Source organism: Streptomyces sp. NBC_00154, assembly GCF_026342835.1.
GTDB lineage: Bacteria > Actinomycetota > Actinomycetes > Streptomycetales > Streptomycetaceae > Streptomyces.
This window is the reverse complement of sequence record NZ_JAPEMI010000001.1, coordinates 4,851,855-4,873,285: the sequence shown is the minus strand read 5'-3', so window position 1 is coordinate 4,873,285 and position 21,431 is coordinate 4,851,855. Positions and strand designations below refer to the sequence as shown.

At 70.5% G+C, this 21,431-nt stretch carries 17 protein-coding genes and 1 pseudogene; 10 read left to right on the top strand and 8 right to left on the bottom strand.

Annotated features, from left to right (window positions below):
• Window positions 1-115 precede the first annotated feature (115 nt).
• Window positions 116-313: pseudogene (locus tag OHA03_RS21845) on the top strand (pyridoxamine 5'-phosphate oxidase family protein); the annotation flags it as partial.
• A gap of 110 nt (window positions 314-423) precedes the next feature.
• On the opposite strand, the gene OHA03_RS21840 reads toward OHA03_RS21845, so the two are convergent.
• The 3 genes from OHA03_RS21840 to glnA form a co-directional block, all read right to left on the bottom strand.
• The gene (locus tag OHA03_RS21840) at window positions 424-1,236 is read right to left on the bottom strand and encodes a putative protein N(5)-glutamine methyltransferase (RefSeq protein ID WP_267005482.1); all 813 of its coding nucleotides are present in this window, start codon (window positions 1,234-1,236) and stop codon (window positions 424-426) included.
• A gap of 201 nt (window positions 1,237-1,437) precedes the next feature.
• Window positions 1,438-1,653: a hypothetical protein gene (locus OHA03_RS21835; RefSeq protein WP_267005481.1), complete on the bottom strand. Its 216-nt coding sequence runs from the start codon at window positions 1,651-1,653 to the stop codon at window positions 1,438-1,440.
• A 257-nt stretch (window positions 1,654-1,910) separates the two neighbouring features.
• Window positions 1,911-3,272, bottom strand: coding sequence for a type I glutamate--ammonia ligase (gene glnA / locus OHA03_RS21830; protein WP_030926187.1), 1,362 nt, complete (start codon window positions 3,270-3,272; stop codon window positions 1,911-1,913).
• A 240-nt stretch (window positions 3,273-3,512) separates the two neighbouring features.
• On the opposite strand from glnA, the gene OHA03_RS21825 reads away from it, so the two are divergent.
• From OHA03_RS21825 to OHA03_RS21800, 6 genes are all read left to right on the top strand, one after another.
• Window positions 3,513-4,187: a DUF3105 domain-containing protein gene (locus OHA03_RS21825; protein WP_267005480.1), complete on the top strand. Its 675-nt coding sequence runs from the start codon at window positions 3,513-3,515 to the stop codon at window positions 4,185-4,187.
• Window positions 4,184-4,933, top strand: a complete 750-nt coding sequence (locus tag OHA03_RS21820; protein WP_267005479.1) for a DUF305 domain-containing protein — start codon at window positions 4,184-4,186, stop codon at window positions 4,931-4,933. The genes OHA03_RS21825 and OHA03_RS21820 overlap by 4 nt, the downstream gene beginning before the upstream one ends.
• A 137-nt stretch (window positions 4,934-5,070) precedes the next feature.
• Window positions 5,071-5,496, top strand: coding sequence for a CBS domain-containing protein (locus OHA03_RS21815; RefSeq protein WP_267005478.1), 426 nt, complete (start codon window positions 5,071-5,073; stop codon window positions 5,494-5,496).
• 83 nt (window positions 5,497-5,579) lie between these two features.
• Entirely contained in the window at window positions 5,580-5,984 is a 405-nt protein-coding gene (locus OHA03_RS21810; protein WP_267005477.1) for a hypothetical protein, read from the top strand.
• A gap of 61 nt (window positions 5,985-6,045) precedes the next feature.
• Entirely contained in the window at window positions 6,046-7,683 is a 1,638-nt protein-coding gene (locus OHA03_RS21805) for a multicopper oxidase family protein (RefSeq protein WP_267005476.1), read from the top strand.
• Window positions 7,684-7,761: 78 nt separating this feature from the next.
• Entirely contained in the window at window positions 7,762-9,516 is a 1,755-nt protein-coding gene (locus OHA03_RS21800) for an NAD+ synthase (RefSeq protein WP_267005475.1), read from the top strand.
• A gap of 125 nt (window positions 9,517-9,641) precedes the next feature.
• Here OHA03_RS21800 and OHA03_RS21795 read toward each other — a convergent pair whose 3' ends face one another.
• The 4 genes from OHA03_RS21795 to OHA03_RS21780 form a co-directional block, all read right to left on the bottom strand.
• The gene (locus tag OHA03_RS21795; protein ID WP_267005474.1) at window positions 9,642-10,859 is read right to left on the bottom strand and encodes an MFS transporter; all 1,218 of its coding nucleotides are present in this window, start codon (window positions 10,857-10,859) and stop codon (window positions 9,642-9,644) included.
• 120 nt (window positions 10,860-10,979) lie between these two features.
• Complete coding sequence (locus OHA03_RS21790; protein ID WP_267005473.1) at window positions 10,980-12,002, bottom strand: endonuclease/exonuclease/phosphatase family protein; 1,023 nt, start codon at window positions 12,000-12,002, stop codon at window positions 10,980-10,982.
• A gap of 190 nt (window positions 12,003-12,192) precedes the next feature.
• Entirely contained in the window at window positions 12,193-12,855 is a 663-nt protein-coding gene (locus tag OHA03_RS21785; protein WP_267008122.1) for a TetR/AcrR family transcriptional regulator, read from the bottom strand.
• 127 nt (window positions 12,856-12,982) lie between these two features.
• Window positions 12,983-14,614, bottom strand: a complete 1,632-nt coding sequence (locus OHA03_RS21780; protein WP_267005472.1) for an MFS transporter — start codon at window positions 14,612-14,614, stop codon at window positions 12,983-12,985.
• Between the two features lie 156 nt (window positions 14,615-14,770).
• Between OHA03_RS21780 and panB the strand changes: the two genes are divergently transcribed.
• The 3 genes from panB (at window position 14,771) to OHA03_RS21765 (ending at window position 17,688) form a co-directional block, all read left to right on the top strand.
• Window positions 14,771-15,655: a 3-methyl-2-oxobutanoate hydroxymethyltransferase gene (panB, locus tag OHA03_RS21775; RefSeq protein ID WP_267005471.1), complete on the top strand. Its 885-nt coding sequence runs from the start codon at window positions 14,771-14,773 to the stop codon at window positions 15,653-15,655.
• A gap of 168 nt (window positions 15,656-15,823) precedes the next feature.
• A complete protein-coding gene (locus OHA03_RS21770; protein WP_267005470.1) occupies window positions 15,824-16,840 on the top strand; it encodes an ATP-binding cassette domain-containing protein in 1,017 nt (338 codons plus the stop codon).
• On the top strand, window positions 16,837-17,688 hold the full coding sequence (locus tag OHA03_RS21765; RefSeq protein ID WP_267005469.1) for an ABC transporter permease: 852 nt from the start codon (window positions 16,837-16,839) through the stop codon (window positions 17,686-17,688). The genes OHA03_RS21770 and OHA03_RS21765 overlap by 4 nt, the downstream gene beginning before the upstream one ends.
• A gap of 17 nt (window positions 17,689-17,705) precedes the next feature.
• Here OHA03_RS21765 and OHA03_RS21760 read toward each other — a convergent pair whose 3' ends face one another.
• The gene (locus OHA03_RS21760; RefSeq protein ID WP_267005468.1) at window positions 17,706-21,251 is read right to left on the bottom strand and encodes a BTAD domain-containing putative transcriptional regulator; all 3,546 of its coding nucleotides are present in this window, start codon (window positions 21,249-21,251) and stop codon (window positions 17,706-17,708) included.
• Between the last annotated feature and the right edge of the window lie 180 nt (window positions 21,252-21,431).

The following is a 21,431-nucleotide window of genomic DNA, read 5'->3' as shown; positions in this document are numbered from 1 at the left end:
CTAGCCCCGCGCCGATGAATTCGGAGCGGGTGCGCGGTCCACACTTCGCAGACACGATCGCTTTCAGGACCCGCTCAGGAGGAGGTCACCGTGTCCGTACACCAGCCCGTCGCCGACGGACGAGGCGCGGCTGACCCGGCTGGCCGAACTCTGGGAGGCGAAGTACCGCGCGGACTGGCACTTCGAGGTCCGCGCGGGCGCGTTCGCCAGCGCTGCGGGGGACCGCGCGGAGGTGTTCGAGGTGGTCCCGCGCACGGCGTTCGGCTTCGGCAAGGGCGAACCGTACAGCCAGACCCGCTGGCGCTTCGGCTGAACGGTGTCCGGTGCGGTGTGCCGGGCCCGTACCACCGCCGCCCCCGCGAAGCCTGCCGACGCGGATCCGCACTGCGGCTGAGCGGGGGCCGCTCAGCCGCCCCGGGCGGACTACCTGCCGTCCCCGGTACCGGGCCTGGTGCCGATGACGACGGTCGCGTACAGCTCGTCGGAGGTGACCACCCGCGCACTCAGTCCGCTCCGGGCGACGGTCTCCTCGGCCCGTGCCGCCTGCCGTTCGCTCGTCTCGACCAGCAGATGTCCGCCCGGCGCCAGCCACTGAGGCGCTTCGGCGGTCACTCTGCGCAGTACATCGAGCCCGTCGCCTCCACCGTCGAGCGCCACCCTCGGTTCATGGACCCGGGCCTCCGCGGGCAGGAGTTCGACGTCCTCGCTGGGGACGTACGGCACATTGGCGAGCAGAATCCCGACGCGCCCGCGCAGCGAGGCGGGCAGCGGTTCGAAGAGGTCGCCCTCGTACACCTCTCCCGCACCGGCGACATTGCGACGCGCGCACCGCACCGCGGCGGGTTCGACATCGCTGGAGTGCAGCTCGACCCGGTCCAGGGCGGCGGCGAGCGCGGCGCCCAGCGCACCCGAACCGCAGCACAGATCGACGACGACGGCGGGTCCGTCCGCGGGACGGGTGAGGCCGATGGCCTGGTCGACGAGGAATTCGGTACGGCGCCGGGGAACGAAGACACCGGGGTCCACAGCGATCCGCAGACCGCGGAACTCGGCCCAGCCGAGGACGTGTTCGAGGGGAAGTCCGGCTGCCCGCCGGTCCACCATGACGGCGAGCTCGGCCGGGTCCGCGGCCGTGGAGAGGATCAACTCCGCCTCGTCCTCGGCGAATACACAGCCGGCGGCGCGAAGTCTGGTGACGATGACGGAGTAAGGGAGCGGTGTCGAGGAAAGCGACATGGAGCGGAGCCTTTCGGGATGCCGATGGGTGCTCCGCGGTCCGCCTATACCGGTCCGACCACGCAATCGCGAGAGGTGAGCACCCAGCCTGATACAGCGGTAATGGGTCTCACCTCCTCGGTATGTCCCCGTGCTGGGGTCGGCAACACTACCGGAATCGAGTCCCGGTGCCTGCCACGGGCCGGACGCCTGGACGGCCGGTCATGAACGGCGGCCGCCACCGCCGTCGAGGAACCGGTTGTGGACCGCCGCCGAGGTGTTGTTCGCGCGGGTGTGCCGGATCGCTTCGCGGGCCTGCCGCTCGATCTCCTGCCCGTCGAAGTTCTCGGTCCTGCGCCGCGCCTTCAGCTGCAGCCTGACGACGAGCGCGACGATCAGCGCCAGCAGCCCACCGAGCAGCACCAACACGCTTGCCATGAATCCCCCCGGATCCGGGCCCACACCCCTGCCCTGGCCGCATTGTCGCCCGCAGGACACACCTCGTCCAGAGTCCCCGGCCGGTCCCGGGCCGGTCCCGCGCGTTCCCGCAGCGGCCGGGCTGCTTCCGCCCGATCCGCCTGCTTCGCAACGGACGGCCCGCAGACTGCCCAGGGCGAGCAAGACGACTTCGGGCCGACGGTACGAGACCGTCGGCCCGAAGCCACATACGTTTTCAAACCAATGCTGACCTGGTCCTACAGCACCGGCAGCAGTGCCTTCAGCTCGAAGGCCGTGACCTCGCTGCGGTACTCCTCCCACTCCTGCTTCTTGTTGCGCAGGAAGAAGTCGAAGACGTGCTCACCGAGCGTCTCGGCGACCAGTTCGCTCTTCTCCATCAGTGAGATCGCCTCGCCCAGGTTCTGAGGCAGCGGCTCGATGCCCATCGCGCGGCGCTCGGCGTCGGACAGCGCCCAGACGTCGTCGTCGGCGCCGGCCGGGAGTTCGTACCCCTCCTCGATGCCCTTGAGGCCCGCGGCGAGCAGCACCGCGTAGGTCAGGTAGGGGTTGGCGCCGGAGTCGATGGAACGGACCTCGACGCGCGCCGAACCGGTCTTCCCGGGCTTGTACATCGGGACGCGGATCAGGGCGGAGCGGTTGTTGTGGCCCCAGCAGATGTACGAGGGGGCCTCGCCGCCGGCGCCCGCGGCGCGGGCCGAGCCGCCCCAGATGCGCTTGTACGAGTTGACCCACTGGTTCGTCACGGCGGAGATCTCCGCGGCGTGCTTGAGCAGGCCCGCGATGAAGGAGCGGCCGACCTTGGACAGCTGGTACTCGGCGCCCGACTCGTAGAACGCGTTGCGGTCGCCCTCGAAGAGGGAGAGGTGGGTGTGCATACCGGAGCCGGGGAACTCCGAGAACGGCTTCGGCATGAAGGTCGCCTGCACGCCCTGCTCCAGCGCGACCTGCTTCATGACCAGACGGAACGTCATGATGTTGTCGGCGGTGGAGAGCGCGTCCGCGTACCGCAGGTCGATCTCCTGCTGGCCGGGAGCGCCCTCGTGGTGGCTGAACTCGACCGAGATGCCCATGGATTCGAGCATGGTGATCGCCTGTCGGCGGAAGTCCATGCCGACGTTCTGCGGGGTGTGGTCGAAGTAGCCGGAGCTGTCGGCGGGGGTGGGCCGGCTGCCGTCGACCGGCTTGTTCTTGAGCAGGAAGAACTCGATCTCCGGGTGGGTGTAGAAGGTGAAACCCAGGTCTGAGGTCTTGGCGAGAATGCGCTTGAGTACATAGCGCGGGTCGGCGAAGGACGGCGAGCCGTCGGGCATCAGGATGTCGCAGAACATCCGCGCGGTGCCGGGGGCCTCCGCACGCCAGGGCAGGATCTGGAAGGTGCCGGGGTCCGGCTTGGCGATCATGTCGGACTCGTAGACCCGGGCAAAGCCCTCGATGGCCGATCCGTCGAAGCCGATGCCCTCGTCGAACGCCTGCTCCAGCTCGGCGGGCGCCACGGCAACGGACTTGAGGTAGCCGAGCACATCGGTGAACCACAGGCGCACGAAGCGGATGTCGCGCTCCTCGAGTGTCCTGAGGACGAATTCCTGCTGCTTGTCCATAGCCACATCCTTGCAGTTCAGACGGTCTGTGCACCACCGCCCGGGGTAGGGGACAGACTCCAGTATCACGACCCGGGATTTCACCCAGATTACGCACTCGACGTGAGATGGAGCACTCGGCCACCCACTACGATCTGCGCCCATGGAACCGAAGGGGTGGAGCGGCCTCGCAACTGCCCCGTGCGTACCGGATTCCTGACCTGTTCCTGCCCCCTCCCCTTCGCAGAAGGACCTGACGACATGAGCTTCGACCGCAGGACCCGCATAGAGCAGATGCGCAACGCCGACCGGGCGCGTGACCGCCGCAACCGTGTCCTGGCCATAGGGCTGAGCATCGTCGTCGTCGCAGGTCTGGTCGGCTTCGGTACGTCCGTGCTGCTGGACAAGTCCGAGGCCGCGGACAAGAAGCAGGCGGACGCGGCGCAGGACGCGAAGGCGGCCGCGACGGAGAAGGAGAAGCTGGCCTCCGAGCCGATCAAGGGGCTGAAGACGTGGGACGCGAAGAAGCTGACCCGTAACCACGTCACCAAGACCGTGACGTACCCGATGAAGCCTCCGGTCGGCGGTGACCACAGCCCCGTTTGGATGAACTGCGACGGCGAGGTATACAAAAAGGCGATCCCCGACATGAGCGCCGTGCACGCGCTGGAGCACGGTTCGGTGTGGGTGACGTACACGGACAAGGCGTCGGACGCCGATGTCGCCGCGCTCGCGGAGCGGGTCGGGAAGACGCCGTACTCGCTGATGAGTCCGTATCAGGACCAGGCCGGCACGATCACACTGAGCGCCTGGGGCAACCAGGTCACCGTGGACAGCGCCGACGACCGGCGGGTGGACCAGTTCTTCGCCAAGTTCGTGCAGGGGGCACAGACACCTGAGCCGGGTGCCGCGTGCACGGGCGGACTGGCGCAGTGACCGCTGCGCGAGGTGCCCGCCGCACCCAGTGGGCGGCGGGCTCCGCCGTCGCGCTCGCGCTGCTCTTCGCGGCCGTGGCGACGGTCGCCGCGGCGCGGGGCGACACGGCGGACGGGACGCAGCCGCAAGCCGCCTCGGCGGCGGTCCGGGCGCCCGCCACCGATTCGGCCGACGCCGGGTTCGCGCGCGACATGGCGGTCCACCATCAGCAGGCGGTGGAGATGTCCTTCATCGTGCGTGACCGTACGCAGGACGAGGAGGTACGCCGCTTCGCGTACGACATCGCCAACACGCAGGCCAATCAGCGGGGCATGCTGCTCGGCTGGCTGGATCTGTGGGAACTACCGAAGGTGGCCGACGCCGGGCAGGAGCCGATGGCGTGGATGGCGACCCACGGTGACGATGAGCACAGCGCGGCCGACGGCCACGACATGGCCGGTATGGGTGACATGACGGCCGGGTCGGGCAGTGGGTTCACGGCGCACGACGGGGCTCTGATGCCCGGCATGGCCACCCGGACGGAGCTCGACCGGCTGAGGAAGGCCGACGGCAAGCAGGCCGAGATCCTCTACCTCCAGCTGATGACCGACCACCACAAGGGCGGCGTCGCCATGGCGCGCGGCTGCGCCGAGCTCTGCACGGTGAAAACGGAGAGACGGCTCGCCCAGGGCATGGTCGAGGCCCAGCAGTCCGAGCTGGACGCGATGGCGCAGATGCTGTCGGCGCGCGGGGCCGAGCCCAGGTAGTCACCGGTCCCCCGGCGCCCGTGGCGCCGGGGGATGCACCCGAATGAGTGACACCGGTCGCGTAACCCGAACGGCCGCATGACGATGGTTCTCTCGGGGTCGTAATGGCATGCCCACCGGCACCAGGAGGAATCCCCATGACCACCGCCAAGGACATCATGCACACCGGGGCCCAGTGGATCCCGGCGCACGAAACGCTCGACCGGGCCGCCCAGCTGATGCGCGAGCACAACGTCGGTGCTCTGCCCATCTCGGCCAGCGGCGAGCAGGACCGGATGATCGGCATCCTCACGGACCGCGACATCGTGCTCGACTGCGTGGCAGTGGGCCACGATCCGTCGAAGGTGACGGCCGGTGACCTCGCCCAGGGCACGCCCCGCTGGATCGACGCCGACGCGGGCGTGGACCAGGTCCTGGAGGAAATGCAGAGCAATCGAATCCGCCGGCTTCCCGTGGTCGAGAACAAGAAGCTGATCGGCATGATCAGCGAGGCGGATCTGGCGCAGCACCTCTCCGAGGACCAGATCGCGCTCTGGGTCGAGAAGGTCTACGCCCCGAGCTGACCGACCGGCGGCCCGGCGCCCGGTACGACGGGGGGTGTCGGGCCGCCGTGCGGGGTATACCCGGCGGGGGTAGTGTGCTCGACATGGGCCCGAAGAGGAGTGCGACGTACGGACAGTTGTTGCTGTTCGCTGCGCTGCTGTTCGGGATTTTCACCATGCATACCGTCGGGCATCCGACGGGACACCACGGCCGGAACAGCGTGGTGTCGATGGACAGCGGGCCTCACGGGGCACGCTCAGTGGCTGAGCCCTCGCCCGGGCACGCCTCCGTCCTGCCCGCGCCGACGGGCGACGGCATGGACCTCATGGGGGTCTGTCTCGCGGTGCTGGGCGCCTGGGGTGTCACCCTGCTGGCCGTCTGGCTGATGGCGCTGCGGCCCGCGGATCATCTCCTCCGGGCCGCCGGGGCGCCGCTGTTGCGCTTCCTGTGGTCTTTTTCCCCACCCGCAATGACTGCGCACGGCAGGTCGTCGGTGCTGCGGATATAAGGAGCGGCGCGCTCCGCATCCCTCCCCAGCACCCCGACGACACTATGAGGTGTACCCAGTCATGCGCACTCAGCACACTCGACGCGCCGTGCTCGGCGCCGGAATCGCCCTGGCCGGAACGGGAGTTCTGGCTGCCTGCTCCAGCGGCAAGGACGTGGACAAGCCCCTCGCGAACCCCGGCGGCATGAACCACGACGACATGACCCGGAAGCCGTCGTCCCCGGTGAAGAGCCACGGTGAGTACGTTTCGCCCAACGGCGAGGAGGTCGCGGCAGTCGAGGCCAAGCGGGGCTCCGGTCCCGTACGGAAGTTCCACCTCACCGCCACCCCGGCCCGCCTCGATCTGGGCGGCGGTCTCACCGTCCCCTCCTGGGCGTACGGGGACCGGCTGCCCGGCAAAGAGATTCGGATCACCGCGGGCGACACTCTGGCCGTCACCCTCGCCAACCACCTGCCGACGTCGACCACGCTGCACTGGCACGGCCTCCATGTGCGCAACGACATGGACGGCGTTCCCGGTCTGACACAGCCGGGCGTCAAGGCGGGCGCGGAGTTCGCGTACCGCTTCGCGGTGCGACAGACGGGGACGTACTGGTTCCATCCACACGTGGGCGTGCAGCAGGACCGTGGCCTGTACGCTCCGCTGATCGTCGAGGACCCGAAGGAGCCCCTGTCGTACGACAGGGAGTGGGTCGTCATGCTCGACGACTGGGTCGACGGGGTGGGGGGTTCCACGCCGGACGCGGTGCTCAACGAGCTCTCCCACGGTATGGGCAGCATGGAGGGAATGAATCACGGGTCCTCCGGGTCCGATGACAAGTCCGGTTCCCGGTCCGGGCCCTCGCGGGTGCTGATGGACGCCAGGAGCGAACTGCTCCGCGGCGCCGCGACCGATGTCGCCTACCCGCACTACCTGATCAACGGCCGCATCCCGAAGGACCCGAGCACATTCACCGCGAAGCCCGGCGACCGGATCCGGGTGCGCATCATCAACGCGGGCGGCGACACCCCCTTCCGCGTCGCGCTCGGCGGCCACCGGATGACCATCACGCACGCGGACGGCTTCCCGGTCCGGCACACCACCACGGACGCACTGCTGCTGGGCATGGGCGAGCGGTACGACGTGCTGGTCACCGCCGGGGACGGGGTGTTCCCGCTGACGGCGGTCGCCGAGGGGAGGAACATGTCGGCGCTGGCCCTGCTCCGTACCGGCGGTGGCGCGGCGCCGAAGGCCTCCGTATGGCCGAAGGAGCTGAACGGGCAGCTGGTGTCGGCCCCCGAGCTGAAGGCGGACAAGTCCGTGGCACTGGCCGCCCGGGAGCCCGACCGGACGATCCGGATCAAGCTGACCGGCAGCATGAGGGCGTTCGACTGGGGTTTCGACCACAGGAGGTACGACCCCGATTGGCGCCATCCGGTCAAGGCGGGCGAGCGGGTCCGGCTGGAGTTCTACAACATCACGGAGATGTGGCACCCGATCCACCTGCACGGGCACACGTTCGCGCTCGCGGGATCTGCGGGACCGCGTTCGGTGCTCGACAGGGCTCCCGGGGCGCGCAAGGACACGGCGGTCGTCCTGCCGAACAGCTCGGTGGCCGTGGAGTTCGACGCGGACAACCCGGGGCTGTGGATGCTCCACTGCCACAACGTCTACCACTCGAACGCGAACATGATGACGGTCCTCGGCTACCGCCGCTGACCCGGCCCCGGCGGGCCGCGGCTGCGGTGGAGCGGCCCGCCAGGACATCGCGTCAGAAAGACGATTAGACTGAGCCGCGTGCCTCAACTACGCCTCGCACTCAATCAGATCGACTCGACCGTCGGTGACCTCGCCGGCAATGCCGAGGCGATCGTCCACTGGACCCGGCACTCCGCCGAACAGGGCGCCCATCTGGTGGCATTCCCCGAGATGGTGCTGACCGGTTACCCCGTCGAGGACCTGGCCCTGCGGCCGTCCTTCGTCGAGGCGTCGCGGGAAGCGCTGCGTGCGCTCGCCGCCCGTCTCGACGCGGAGGGCTTCGGGGAGCTGCCCGTCGTGGTCGGATATCTCGACCGTTCCGAGAAGGCCCAGCCGCGCTACGGCCAGCCCGCCGGGGCGCCGCAGAACGCCGCCGCGGTGCTGCACCGCGGGAAGGTCGCCCTGAGCTTCGCCAAACACCACCTGCCCAACTACGGCGTCTTCGACGAGTTCCGGTACTTCGTGCCGGGCGACTCGATGCCCGTCATGCGGGTCCACGGTGTCGATGTGGCGCTCGCGATCTGCGAGGACCTCTGGCAGGACGGCGGCCGCGTGCCGGCCGCCCGGGCCGCCGGGGCCGGGCTGCTGCTGTCGATCAACGCCTCGCCGTACGAGCGGGACAAGGACGACACCCGGCTGGCACTGGTCCGCAAGCGGGCCCAGGAGGCCGGCTGCACCACCGCCTATCTGGCGATGATCGGCGGCCAGGACGAGCTGGTCTTCGACGGCGACTCGATCGTCGTCGACAAGAACGGCGAGGTGATCGCCCGGGCCCCGCAGTTCGCCGAGGGCAGCGTCGTCCTCGACCTGGACCTGCCGGCTGCCGCGCCCGAGGCGCCGTCCGGGGTGGTCAACGACGGTCTGCGGATCGACCATGTCGTCCTCTCCGACAAGCCCGTCCCGGCGTACGAGGCCGAGCTGACCGGCGGCTATGCCGAGCGGCTCGACGACGACGAGGAGCTGTACTCCGCACTCGTCGTGGGATTGCGCGCGTACGCCGCGAAGAACGGTTTCAGCAGTGTGCTGATCGGGCTCTCCGGCGGGATCGACTCGGCACTCGTCGCCGCCATCGCGTGCGATGCGCTGGGTGCGCAGAACGTGTACGGGATCTCGATGCCGTCGAAGTACTCCTCGGACCACTCCAAGGGCGACGCGGCGGAGCTGGCGCGGCGCACCGGGCTGAACTTCCGCACCGTGCCGATCGAGCCGATGTTCGACGCGTACATGGAGTCGCTGGGGCTCACCGGTCTCGCCGAGGAGAACCTGCAGTCGCGGCTGCGCGGCACGATGCTGATGGCCGTCTCCAACCAGGAGGGCCAGATCGTCCTGGCGCCGGGCAACAAGTCGGAGCTGGCGGTCGGCTACTCGACGCTGTACGGGGACTCCGTCGGCGCGTACGGGCCGATCAAGGACGTCTACAAGACGTCGATCTTCCGCCTGGCGAAGTGGCGCAACCGGGCCGCGGAGGAACGCGGCCGGACGCCGCCGATCCCGGAGGCCTCCATCACCAAGCCTCCCAGCGCCGAGCTGCGGCCGGACCAGGTCGACACGGACTCGCTGCCCGACTACGACGTACTGGACCGGATCCTGGAGATGTACGTCGACCGGGACCTGGGGCTGGACACCATCGTGGCAGCCGGGTTCGACGAAGCGCTGGTGACGAAGACGCTGCGGCTGGTGGACACGGCGGAGTACAAGCGGCGGCAGTACCCGCCGGGTACGAAGATCTCGGCCAAGGGGTTCGGCAAGGACCGGCGGCTGCCGATCACGAATCGGTGGCGCGAGTCGGGGTGAACGGAGCGGGGCGGGCCGGTTTCGATGAGAGCCGGGCCGCCCCGGCAGCCGTTTCGTCCTCACCCCATGGCCCGAAGGGCATGGGGGACCCCCTCGAAGGACTTGACCCGGGCCGGGCGCCGCCCTCAGGCCACGTCCGCGTGGCACCCGTCCCGCGCACCCCGCGTACCCGCGCCGGCCACCACCCGGGACTCGCCCGGCCCGCCACGGTCCAGCACGCCCGCCGTGACCGCCACTGCCAGGCCCGCCACCGTCAGGACCGCGCCCACCAGCGCCGGGGACGTCCAGCCCCAGCCCGCCGCGATCGCGGCGCCGCCCAGCCAGGCGCCGCCCGCATTGGCGAGGTTGAACGCCGAGTGGTTGGAGGCGGAGGCCAGCGTCGGGGCGTCCTTCGCCTTCTTCATGACGAGCATCTGCAGCGGCGTCGTGGTCATGAACCCGACTCCGCCGAGCAGGACGACCATCACCAGCGCCGCCCACTTCATCTGCACGGCGAACGGGAAGACCACCAGGACCACCGCAAGTGCGGTCAGGGAGCCGTACAGCGTGGGCCGCAGCGCGCGGTCGGTCAGGGGTCCGGCGGCGAGTGCGCCGAGTGTCATGCCGATACCGAACAGCGCCAGCACCAGCGTCACCGAGGACTCGCCGAAGCCCATCGCCTCGGTCGTCATGGCCGACAGGTACGAGTAGACGGCGAAGACCCCGGCGAAGCCGAGGACGGCGGTGAGCAGGCCGAGCAGCACCTGCCGGTTGCCGAGGGCGCGCAGTTCGCGGCCGAGGCCCTGCTGCGCGTCGACCGGTATGTGCGGAACGAGCCGGCCGAGCGCGGCCATCGAGCCGAGCCCGATCACCCCGACGACCAGGAAGGTCGCGCGCCAGCCGAGGTGCTGACCGAGCAGCGTGGCCGCCGGTACGCCGACGATGTTGGCGACGGTGAGGCCGAGGAACATCGTCGCGACGCCCCTCGCCTGCCGCCCCTCGCCGACCAGCCGCGCGGCGACGACCGCGCCGACGCCGAAGAACGCGCCGTGCGGCAGCCCGGCGAGGAACCGGCCGGCGACCAGCCAGCCGAAGCCGGGGGCGAGCGCGGAGGCGAGGTTGCCGAGGGTGAACAGCGCCATCAGCAGCAGGAGCATCCGCTTGCGCGGGACCCGGGAGCCGACGGCGGTGAGCAGGGGGGCACCGAGGACGACACCGAGCGCGTACGCCGATACGAGATAGCCCGCGGTGGGCACGGATGTGCCCAGGTCGTCCGCGACATTGGGCAGCAGGCCCATCATCACGAACTCCGTGGTGCCGATGCCAAAGGCGCTTATGGCCAGCGCTAGAAGAGCCAGTGGCATGAGGAGAGACCTTTCCGCAGGGGATCCCGGCCCACCGGCTCTCTCGCCGGCCGGTCCTTGTTCCCGATTGGAACAAATACTCTCAGACGGTTTGTGCCACGAGGTGAACGGACCGTTTCGTCAGAGTGCGACGCGGGCGGCGATCGGCAGGTGGTCACTGTCCGTCGCCGGAAGGGTCCAGGACGACATCGGCTCGACGCCCTTGACCATGATCTGGTCGATCCGGGCCATCGGGAACGAGGCCGGCCAGCTGAAGCCGAAGCCGTCGCCCGCCGCGCCCTGGGTGGACCGCATCTGGGAGGTGACCGCGTTCAGCGAGCGGTCGTTCATCGTGCCGTTGAGGTCGCCGAGCAGGATCACCCTGCCGAGCCGTTCGTCGGCGATGGCCTCACCGAGCGCGTCCGCACTCTCGTCCCGCTGGCTGGCGGTGAATCCGGCGTTCAGCTTGACCCGTACGGACGGCATATGGGCCACATAGACCGCGACCTCGCCGTCGGGTGTCGTCACCGTGGAACGCATCGCCCGGGTCCAGCCCATCCGGATGTCGACGGGCCGGGTGCCGCTCATCGGGTACTTGCTCCACAGGCCGACCGTCCCCTCGACCGAGTGGTACGGATAGCGGGCGGCGAGCGCCGACTCGTACGCCGGAACCTGGCCGGGCGGCAGCTCCTGCAGGGCGATGACGTCCGCGCCGGAGCCCGCGACCTGCCGGGCGGTGCCCGCGGGGTCGGGGTTGCCCGCGTTGACGTTGTGGGTGGCGACTGTGAGGTCGCCACCGCTGCCCGACTTGTCGGTGAGCAGCCCGCCGAAGATATTGAGCCAGACCACGACCGGCAGCAGCAGGGCGATCAGCGCGGTCGCGGAGCGGCGCACCAGGCCCAGGATCAGCAGCACGGGAATGAACAGGCCGAACCACGGCAGGAACGTCTCGGAGAGGCTGCCCAGGTTGCCGATGGTGTTCGGGATCTCCGCGTGGAAGATCATCACGAGGGTAAGCAGGACCGCGCAGACGGCGAGGACGATGCCGCGCCGCCACATGCCTCTGCCGTCGGTCCATCTGTCGCGCAGGCCCTGGAACCGGGATCCGGTGCGCTGCGGTTCCGCGCTGCCGTTCTCGGTGTCCGCCCTGTACGCCTGCACCATCGCGCTGTCCTCACTGCCTTGCCGTGCACATCGCCGCGCCCCTGACCCTAGGGGATGAGCGATGTCTTTCCTGCCGTCGACGACGGCTGTACTGCCACGAGGACGAAGGACGTGGACCGGCGGGTTCCGGCCGGAAGGGCTCTGCGGGGCCTTGTAACAGAACGCGCACACTCGGGCGGATCCGGGCGAGTCAGCCGTGGCCTGCGCTTTTGCCGGATGCGGCGGGGGCCCGTGCGGGTTCGGGGACAGCGGCGGGCCGTGGCGCCAGGCCCTCCACCAGGGCCCCGATGATGCGGTCGGCGAGATCCTCCGGCAGTGGCGCATCGGGCCGGTGAATGGTCCGTACCAGCATGGGACCGACGAACAGGTCGTCCATCAGCTCCACATCCAGGTCCGCCCGGAGCTCTCCCGCGTCGACCGCCCGCTGTACGGCGGCCCGCATCGCGACGCGGCGGGGTTCGATCACCGTGGAGTGGTACTCGGACCACAGCTTGGGGTGGCTCTTCATCTGCACGAAAACGTTGTGGAGGAAGACCGAGGAGCGCTGGGCGAGTCCGCGCCTGCGCAGCGACTCCAGCATCAGCCGCAGATCGGTGAGCCCGGCGGTGCCGGAGACTGTCGGTTCCGGGGGTTCGATGTCCCGCAGTACGTCGACGAAGAGCTCTTCCTTGCCGCTCCAGCGCCGGTAGATGGTGGCCTTGCCGACCTTCGCGGTCCGGGCGATGCGCTCGATGGACAGGCCGGCCAGCGGTTCACCGGCCTCCAGCAGCTCGACGACGGCGTCCAGGATGGCCCGTTCGGCAGCCACGCTGCGCGGTCGGCCGCGCCGCGGTTCCAGCTCCTCGTCCTGCATCTGCACGTGGTTCCACCTCTCGCCGCACCCGTCCGCCTCCCCCACCCCGATTCTCGCCGACGCGGGAGGTGTCCTGCTCGAAGCCCCGGGCGCCCGGAGTGTCCTGGGCCGCCCGGGGCGTCCGTTCTCAGCTGTCGGCGGCCGTGGTCGTCATCGGCCCGCCCGCGGGCACAGTCCGGTCACCCTCGCCCTCGCCGGCCGGCTGCCCGGCGGGCGGCCTGCCCGGCAGGAACAGGCCGACCACCAGCGCGCCGAGCAGGGCGACGGAGGCCGAACCGACGGCGGTGACATGCATGGCGCCGAGGAACGCGTCGTTCGCCGCGGCGACCAGCGGGCGGCCCGCCGGGCCGAGCTTCTCCGCGACGGCGAGCGTCGCCTCGATCGACTCCCCCGCCGCGTCCCTGGCCGGGGCCGGCAGCGTACCGAGGTGGCCCTCGATGTCACCGCGGTAGACGGTGGACAGCACCGAGCCCAGGACGGCGATCCCGAGCGCCCCACCGACCTGCCGGAAGGTGTTGTTGATGGCCGAGCCGGAGCCGGCCTTCTCGCGCGGCAGCGCCTGCATCACGGCGACGGTGACGGGCGGCATGACGTGCGCCATACCGGTGCCCTGGACGAAGAAGACCACGCACAGCACCCAGACGGGGGTATCGGCGTCGAACAGTGTGAAGGCCAGCAGTCCGGCCGCGACCAGCAGCATCCCGACCGCACACACCGCGCGGGCGCCGAACCGCTGGACGACCAGCCGGGCGCGCGGCGCGAAGATCATCTGTGCGGCCGCCAGTGGCACGATCAGCAGCCCGGACTGCAGGGCGCTGTAGCCGCGCACGCTCTGCAGGTAGAAGGCGGAGAAGAAGGTCACCCCCATCAGCGCGAAGAAGACCAGCGCCACGGCGGCGACGGCGGCGGAGAACGCCCCGTTCCTGAAGTACGAGACATCGATGGCCGGGTGGCTGCTGCGCTTCTCGTGCCAGACGAAGCCGGCCAGGACGGCCAGGCCGCCGATGATCGACAGAAGCACGACGGGGTCGGCGAAGTCGGCGAGTTCACCGCCGCGGATGATGCCGAACACCAGCAGGACCAGGCCGACGATGGAGAGTACGACGCCGAGCGGGTCGATCCGGCCCGGCTTCGGGTCCCGGGAGTCCGGTACCAGTACCACCATCGCGATCAGCGCGACGATCACCACGGGCACGTTGACCAGGAAGATCGAGCCCCACCAGAAGTGTTCGAGCAGCAGTCCGCCGGTGATCGGGCCGATGGCGATGGCCAGGCCGACGCTGCCGGCCCAGATGCCGATCGCCTTGGGCTGCTCGTCGCGCTCGAAGACGTTCATCAGGATGGCGAGGGTGGCGGGCATCACGAACGCGGCGCCGAAGCCCATCACGGCGCGCCAGGTGATGAGTTCGCCGGGCGAGCCGGACATCGCGGCGAGGGCCGAGCCGATACCGAACAGCAGGATGCCGAAGAGCAGGACCTTCTTGCGTCCGATGCGGTCGCCGAGCAGACCGGCGGTGAAGAGCAGTCCGGCGAAGACGAGCGTGTAGGAGTTGATCGCCCACTCCAGCTCGCTCTGGGTGGCTCCGAGCCCGGTGGGCGCCGGGGATGCGATGGTCTTGACCGCGACGTTCAGGATCGAGTTGTCCAGCACCACGATGAGCAGGCTGAACATCAGAACGACGAGGATCGCCCAGCGGCGACGGTGGATCTCTTCGGGAACTTGGGACGCGGCCGCGGGAGGACCGGACGGTATCGACATGGCAGGGAGCCTAGTCCTTTTTCGATACGAGACCGTCTCGTATTGGAAAGTCTTTGCCGAGAGGGCCCACTTCCCGAGGACGGCCCGGGATGCCACCATGGAACCGGTCCGGGGACGCCGTCAGGGCGCCTCGAGATGACGAAGGAGCCGTTGGCAATGACGCTTCAGGCTGCGCAGAACCAGCCCGCAACCCCCGCGGGGGCCCCCACCGACAGCAGCAAGGCGCTGTACGGAGGCAAGAGCACCCGCCGCATCACCGTCCATGACATCGCCGCCGCCACCGAGCGTGGCGAGAAGTGGCCCATGCTGACCGCCTACGACGCGATGACCGCGTCCGTCTTCGATGAGGCCGGCATCCCGGTCATGCTCGTCGGCGACTCCATGGGCAACTGTCATCTCGGCTACGAGACCACCGTGCCCGTCACGATGGACGAGATCGCCATCCTCTCCGCCGCGGTCGTACGGGGCACCAAGCGCGCCCTCATCGTCGGCGACCTGCCCTTCGGGGCGTACCAGGAAGGGCCCGTCCAGGCCCTGCGCAACGCCACCCGGCTGGTCAAGGAGGCCGGCGTGGGTGCGGTGAAGCTGGAGGGCGGCGAGCGTTCGCTCGCGCAGACCGAGCTGCTGGTGTCGGCCGGCATCCCGGTCATGTCGCACCTCGGGCTGACCCCGCAGTCCGTGAACACCATGGGCTACCGGGTGCAGGGCCGCAGCGACGAGGCCGCGCACCGACTGATCCGGGACGCCAAGGCGGCACAGGACGCGGGGGCGTTCGCCGTCGTCCTGGAGCTCGTACCGGCCGAGGTGGCCGCCGAGATCACCCGCAGTCTGCAGATCCCGACCGTCGGCATCGGCGCCGGTCCGGACACCGACGCCCAGGTGCTGGTCTACACCGACATGGTCGGGCTGACCGGCGGCAAGGTGCCGCGCTTCACCAAGCAGTACGCGAACATGCGCAAGGTGCTCGGCGACGCGGCCAAGGAGTTCGCGGACGAGGTCGTCGGCGGCACGTTCCCGGCGCCGGAACACACCTTCCACTAGGGCCTGTCCCCTCCGGGGGATCACTGACCACTGCCCGCACCACGACAGCCCGCCGACTTCCCCCATCGGCGGGCTGTCGGCGCGTATCGGTGGCCTGCAGGTGCGACCGCAGGCCCCTGTCGGCAGAATGTCGGTGGACTGTCGGTGGCGGATGTTCCCATAGTGGGCATGACGCGAATCGACAAGAACCCCAGGACCGGCGGCAACGCCGTCGAGGTGCGGGGGCTGGTCAAGCACTACGGCGAGACCAAGGCACTGGACGGCGTGGACCTCGACGTGCGCGAGGGCACCGTCCTCGGTGTGCTCGGCCCCAACGGCGCCGGCAAGACCACCCTCGTACGCTGCCTCTCCACCCTCATCGTGCCGGACGCCGGCCACGCCACCGTCGCGGGCTACGACGTGGTGAAGCAGCCCCGCCAGCTGCGCCGCATCATCGGCCTGACCGGCCAGTACGCCTCGGTCGACGAGAAGCTCTCCGGCTGGGAGAACCTCTATATGATCGGGCGCCTCCTCGACCTGCCCCGCAAGACCGCGCGGACCCGCGCCGACGAGCTGCTGGAGCGGTTCTCGCTCACCGAAGCCGCCAAACGGCCCGCGATGAACTACTCCGGCGGCATGCGGCGCCGGCTCGACCTGGCCGCCTCGATGATCGGCAGCCCGGCCGTGCTGTATCTGGACGAGCCGACGACGGGACTCGACCCCCGGACCCGCAACGAGGTCTGGGACGAGGTGCAGCGGATGGTCGCGGAGGGGGCGACCGTGCTGCTCACCACCCAGTACATGGAAGAGGCCGAGCAGCTCGCCAACGAGCTCACCGTCATCGACAAGGGCCGGATCATCGCCAACGGCGGGGTCGACGAGCTCAAGGCGAAGGTCGGCGGCCGCACTCTGCAGATCCGGCCCACGGACCCGGCCCAGCTGCCCGGCATGGTCCAGGCGCTCGCGGAGGCCGGTCTCGACGGGGTCGCCGGTTCGCAGGCCGTCCCGGACGAGGGAATGCTGTACGTACCGATCCTCAGTGACGACCAACTGACCGCCGTCATCGGCCTGTTCGCCGGCCGGGGTCTCTCCGTCGCGCACATCGCCACCGCGCTGCCCAGCCTGGACGAGGTGTTCCTTGCCATCACCGGTGAGAAGACCTCGCCGTCCGTGACCGACACGATCCCCGAGGAGGTCCCGGCATGAGCACGGCGACTCTGACCCCCGACGCCCCGACCGGCTCCGCCCCGGCGAAGGTCCTCCACGACGAGGGCAGGATCGGGCTGCGCAGCAATCTGCGGCACATCGGCGCGCTGGTGCGGCGCAATCTGCTCCAGATCAAGCAGGACCCGGAGTCGATGTTCGACGCGCTCCTGATGCCGATCGTCTTCACGCTGCTGTTCGTGTACGTCTTCGGCGGCTCCGTCGGCGCGAGCCTGGGCGGGGACCGGCAGACGTACATCAACTACGTGATCCCCGGGCTGATGGCGATGATGGGCATGAACATCGCCATGGCGGTCGGCACAGGTGTCAATGACGACTTCCGCAAGGGCGTCATGGACCGGTTCCGGACGATGCCGATCGCCCGTTCCTCGGTCCTCATCGCGAAGATCGTGGTCGAGCTCGGCCGGATGATGGTCGCCACGGTGATCCTGCTGGGCATGGGCTTCCTGATCGGCATGCAGCTCAAGACCTCGGTGTTCGGTCTGCTCGCGGCCGTCGGTCTCTCGGCGGCGTTCGGCGTCGCCATCATGTGGATCTTCATGCTGCTGGGCCTGTCCCTGAAGACGGCCCAGGCGGTTCAGGGAATGGGGTTCCTGGTGATGATGCCCCTGCAGTTCGGTTCCTCGATCTTCGCACCGCCGACGACGATGCCCGGCTGGCTCCGGTCGTTCACCGACTACAACCCCCTGTCCAATCTCGCGGACGCGGCGCGTGGGCTGATGCTCGGCGGTCCGGTGGCGCACTCGGTGTGGCTGACGCTCGGCTGGGCCGCGGCCATCACCCTGGTGACGGCGCCGCTCGCGGTCTCCAAGTTCCGCAAGAAGACCTGAGAACGGGACGTCCTGGGTCAGTCCCGATACGCGTCCACGAGGGCGGCGGCCTCCTCCAGTGTGAGGCCGCCGCCCTCGGCGTACGCGGCGGCGTAGGCGGCCTCCCCGAGGACGCCGCGGACCACTTCCACCGCCCGCTCGTGGTTGTCGCGCTCCAGCGACGCCTCGACATGACCGGCCGGCAGCAGACCCTCCCGGGCACCCAGCAGCCGCGCCGCGTCCGCCGCCCGGCGCTCGCCGCCGAGTCCGCCGAGGGCCCAGGCCACGGTGACGAGATGAAGGGCGGACATCTGGGGTGCCACCATCTGCGACAGCGGGTCCTGGGACCTGACCAGAGCCTGCCGCCCCCGGTCGAGGGCGTCGGCGTACAGGCCGTCCTCGTTGTCCAGCCACGCCATGCCGCCCAGCACGAACCCGTCGAAGATCGCCACTGTCTCGGACCGGAACTCCTCGCGCAGTTCGATGAGTTGCTCCCGGGCCTCGGCCGTACGCCCGGAGCGGCCCAGCCACATGGCGAGATGGAGCCGGGCGGCCGGCATCGCCTCGTGCCCCGCCTGACGGCCCTCGGTGAGCACCTCACGGAGGATCGTCTCGGCCTCGGCGCCACGGTCGAGCTCGGTCAGCACGGAGGCGTACCGGGTGCGCAGAAGCGACACCTGGGAGCGGGCCCCCAGCTGCTCGGCCCAGCCGATCGCAGCGAGGAAGTCGTCCGCCGCGCTGGTGTATTCGCCCTTCTTCTCATAGGCCTCGCCCCGGCAGGAGAGCGCTTCCGCGGCACCCCAGGCATCGCCGAGCCGGTTGAAGATCTCCAGGCTCTCGTCGGCGTCCCCTCGGGCCTCGCCCGCCCAGTCGGGGCGATTGGCCAGCACATTGGCGCGCATCTGGAGAGCGGCGGCGAGCTCCCATTCGTAGCCGAACTCCCGGCAGGAACGGACCGTTTCGTCCAGCAGCTCGCGCAGCCGGCCCACGTCCCCGGTGAGCAGGACCGCGAAGAACCAGAGCGACGCCGGGGCGCGGCAGGTCTGCGGCTGACCCGCCCGGTAGGTGCCCGCGATGACGCGCAGCCGCTCCATGCTCTGCTCGGTGGTCCACTCGTCCATCGCATGGTCCATGCTGACCAGCTGGATCAGCCGCACCCCGCGCCGCGCCTCTTCGAGCAGCTCGGGCGACATGGGCGGCGGTGCGTCGGTGCACCGCTCGTGGAGAGAGGGCGCGGGCCGGGCGGGCGGGGCGAACGGGTCGGGGCCGAGCTCGGCGGCCGCGTCGGACCACTGGAGTGCATCGGTCCGCAGGTCACGCATCTGCCAGTACCAGGCGAGGGAGAGGACCAGGCAGAGCACCTCCTGCTCGTCACGGGCGGCGACGGCGCGCCGCAGGGCCGTGCGCAGGTTCTCGTACTCGCGCTCCAGGAGCTCGATGGCGGCCCGCTGTCCCGAGCCCCGGAGCTCGGGGTCGGTGGTACGGGCCAGCTCCCGGTAGAAGACCAGGTGCTGCCGCTCGACGGCGGTTCGCTCCGCTGCCTCGTCGAGCCGTCCCGCGGCGTACTCGCCCACGGTCTCCAGGAGCCGGTAGCGCATCTCGCCGTCGTCGGCGGGCGCGGCGACGACAAGGGACTTGTCGACGAGCGAGCCGAGCAGGACGGCGACATCACGCGGGTCCACGGGCTCGACCGGATCGTCGGCGACGACGGGTGCGTCCGGGGCGGGGTGGGCGCAGACCGACTCCGCCGCGGCCAGCGTGCAGCCGCCGGCGAAGACGGACAGGCGGCGCAGGACGGCGCGTTCGGGCGCGTCGAGGAGGTCCCAGGACCAGTCGACAACGGCACGCAGGGTCTGCTGGCGCGGCAGAACGGTACGGCTGCCGCTGGTCAGCAACCGGAACCGGTCGTCGAGCCGGTCCGCGATCTGGCGCGGGCTGAGCATCCGCAGCCGGGCGGCGGCGAGTTCGATGGCGAGCGGCAGGCCGTCGAGGCGACGGCAGATCTCGGCGGCGGCAGCCGCCGTCTCCTCGTCGCTGTCCGTCCGGAAGCCGGGCTGCGCGGCGGCGCCGCGGTCGGCGAGCAGGCGCAGCGCCATCGGGTCGGGCAACGGGTCGACGGGGCGGACGAACTCGCCCGGCACGCCGAGGGGTTCACGGCTGGTCGCCAGGACGGTGAGGTCCGGGCAGTGGACGAGCAGATGGTCGGCGAGCGCCGCGGCGGCCTCGATGACGTGCTCGCAGTTGTCGAGGAGGAGCAGCATCCGGCGCCGGGAGCAGTGCTCGGTGAGCCGGACGAGCGGATCCCCGGTGCCCCGCTCGGCGGCCCGCAGTTCCTCGGCGCCGGCCCCGCGCAGCACGGTCTCGCGCGCACCGAGCGCGGTCAGTACCGCTTCGGGCACGGCCTCGGGGTCGTCCACGGGGGCGAGCTCGGCCAGCCAGACGCCGTCCGGCCAGGCGGGCGCGGCGGACTCGGCGGCCTCCTGGGACAGCCGGGTCTTGCCCGCGCCCCCGGGCCCGAGAAGGGTGACGAGCCGGGCCTGCGCGAGGTCGTCCCGGAGCGCCTCGATATCGGCCTCGCGCCCGACAAAGCTGGTGAGCCTGGCGCGCAGGTTGCCGTGGGCGGCGACGGGAGCGTACGGGGCCGGCGGGCCGTCGAGGGCGGGGGCCGGCGCGGGGGTACGGGTCGGCCGGGGGGCCCGGTTCGGCACGGCGGCCGGGTCCGCCAGCGGCGGCCGGTTCGGCGCAGGCGCGTGGTGCGGCGCGGTGGCCGGGCCCTGTCCGTGCGTCCGATCGAGCCCGGGCGTGCGACCCGGCGCGGGCGCCCGGCCTCGTCCGGCCCCTCGGTTCGACGGCGCCCGCACCGGTCCCTGGTGGAGCAACTCCGCGTGCAGAGAACGCAGTTCGGGGCCCGGGTCCGTGCCGAGGCGGGCGGCGAGTACGGTGCGTACCTCCTCGTACGCCGCCAGCGCCTGCGCCGTACGTCCGGCGTCCCGCAGCGCCCGCAGGCGCAACGCCTGGAGCGGTTCGTCTATCGGGTGGTCGGCGCAGAGCGCGACCAGTTCCGGCAGGACCTCGTCGGCGCGGCCCAGCGCCAGCGCCGCGGCGAGCCGGGTGCGGCGGGCGTCCAGTCGGCGGGCCGTCCAGCGGGCGGCGACGGCGCCGCGGTCGGGCAGATCGGCGAGGACCGGGCCCCGCCACAGGGCGAGCGCATCGTCGAGGACCGTGACGGCCTTGGCCGGATCACCCGAGTCCAGGGCCCGCACACCCTCCCCCGTGAGCCGGTCGAAGCGGTGCAGGTCGACCGCGTCGGGATCGGCGGCAAGCCGGTAGCCGCTCTCGGCGGAGGTGATGGCCTCATGGCCGAGAACCCGCCGGAGCCGGCCGACGAGCGCCTGCAGAGCGCCCACCGCGTCGGCGGGCGGCTCGCCGTCCCACACCTCGTCGACGAGCACCGCGGCCGGGACCGCACGGCCGGGGCTCAGCGCCAGAACGGTCAGCAGGGCGCGCAGCCGCGCCCCACCGATGGCGACGGCCGTGCCGTCGTCGTGGAGTGCCTGCGTGGTGCCGAGGATGCTGTAGCGCACGCGCCTATTCTCCGTGACCGGAATCGGGAATCGGACAGGCGCCCGGCAGCGGCGGTCCGTTCCGGTCCTCGGCGCTGCCCGACGGTTCCCCCGTGTTGCTCGTCATGTGTCCACCCTGTCCGGAACCACCACCCGGATGCGAGTCGTTTCCGCCGTGTCGACTGTACGGTCGGGACTCGC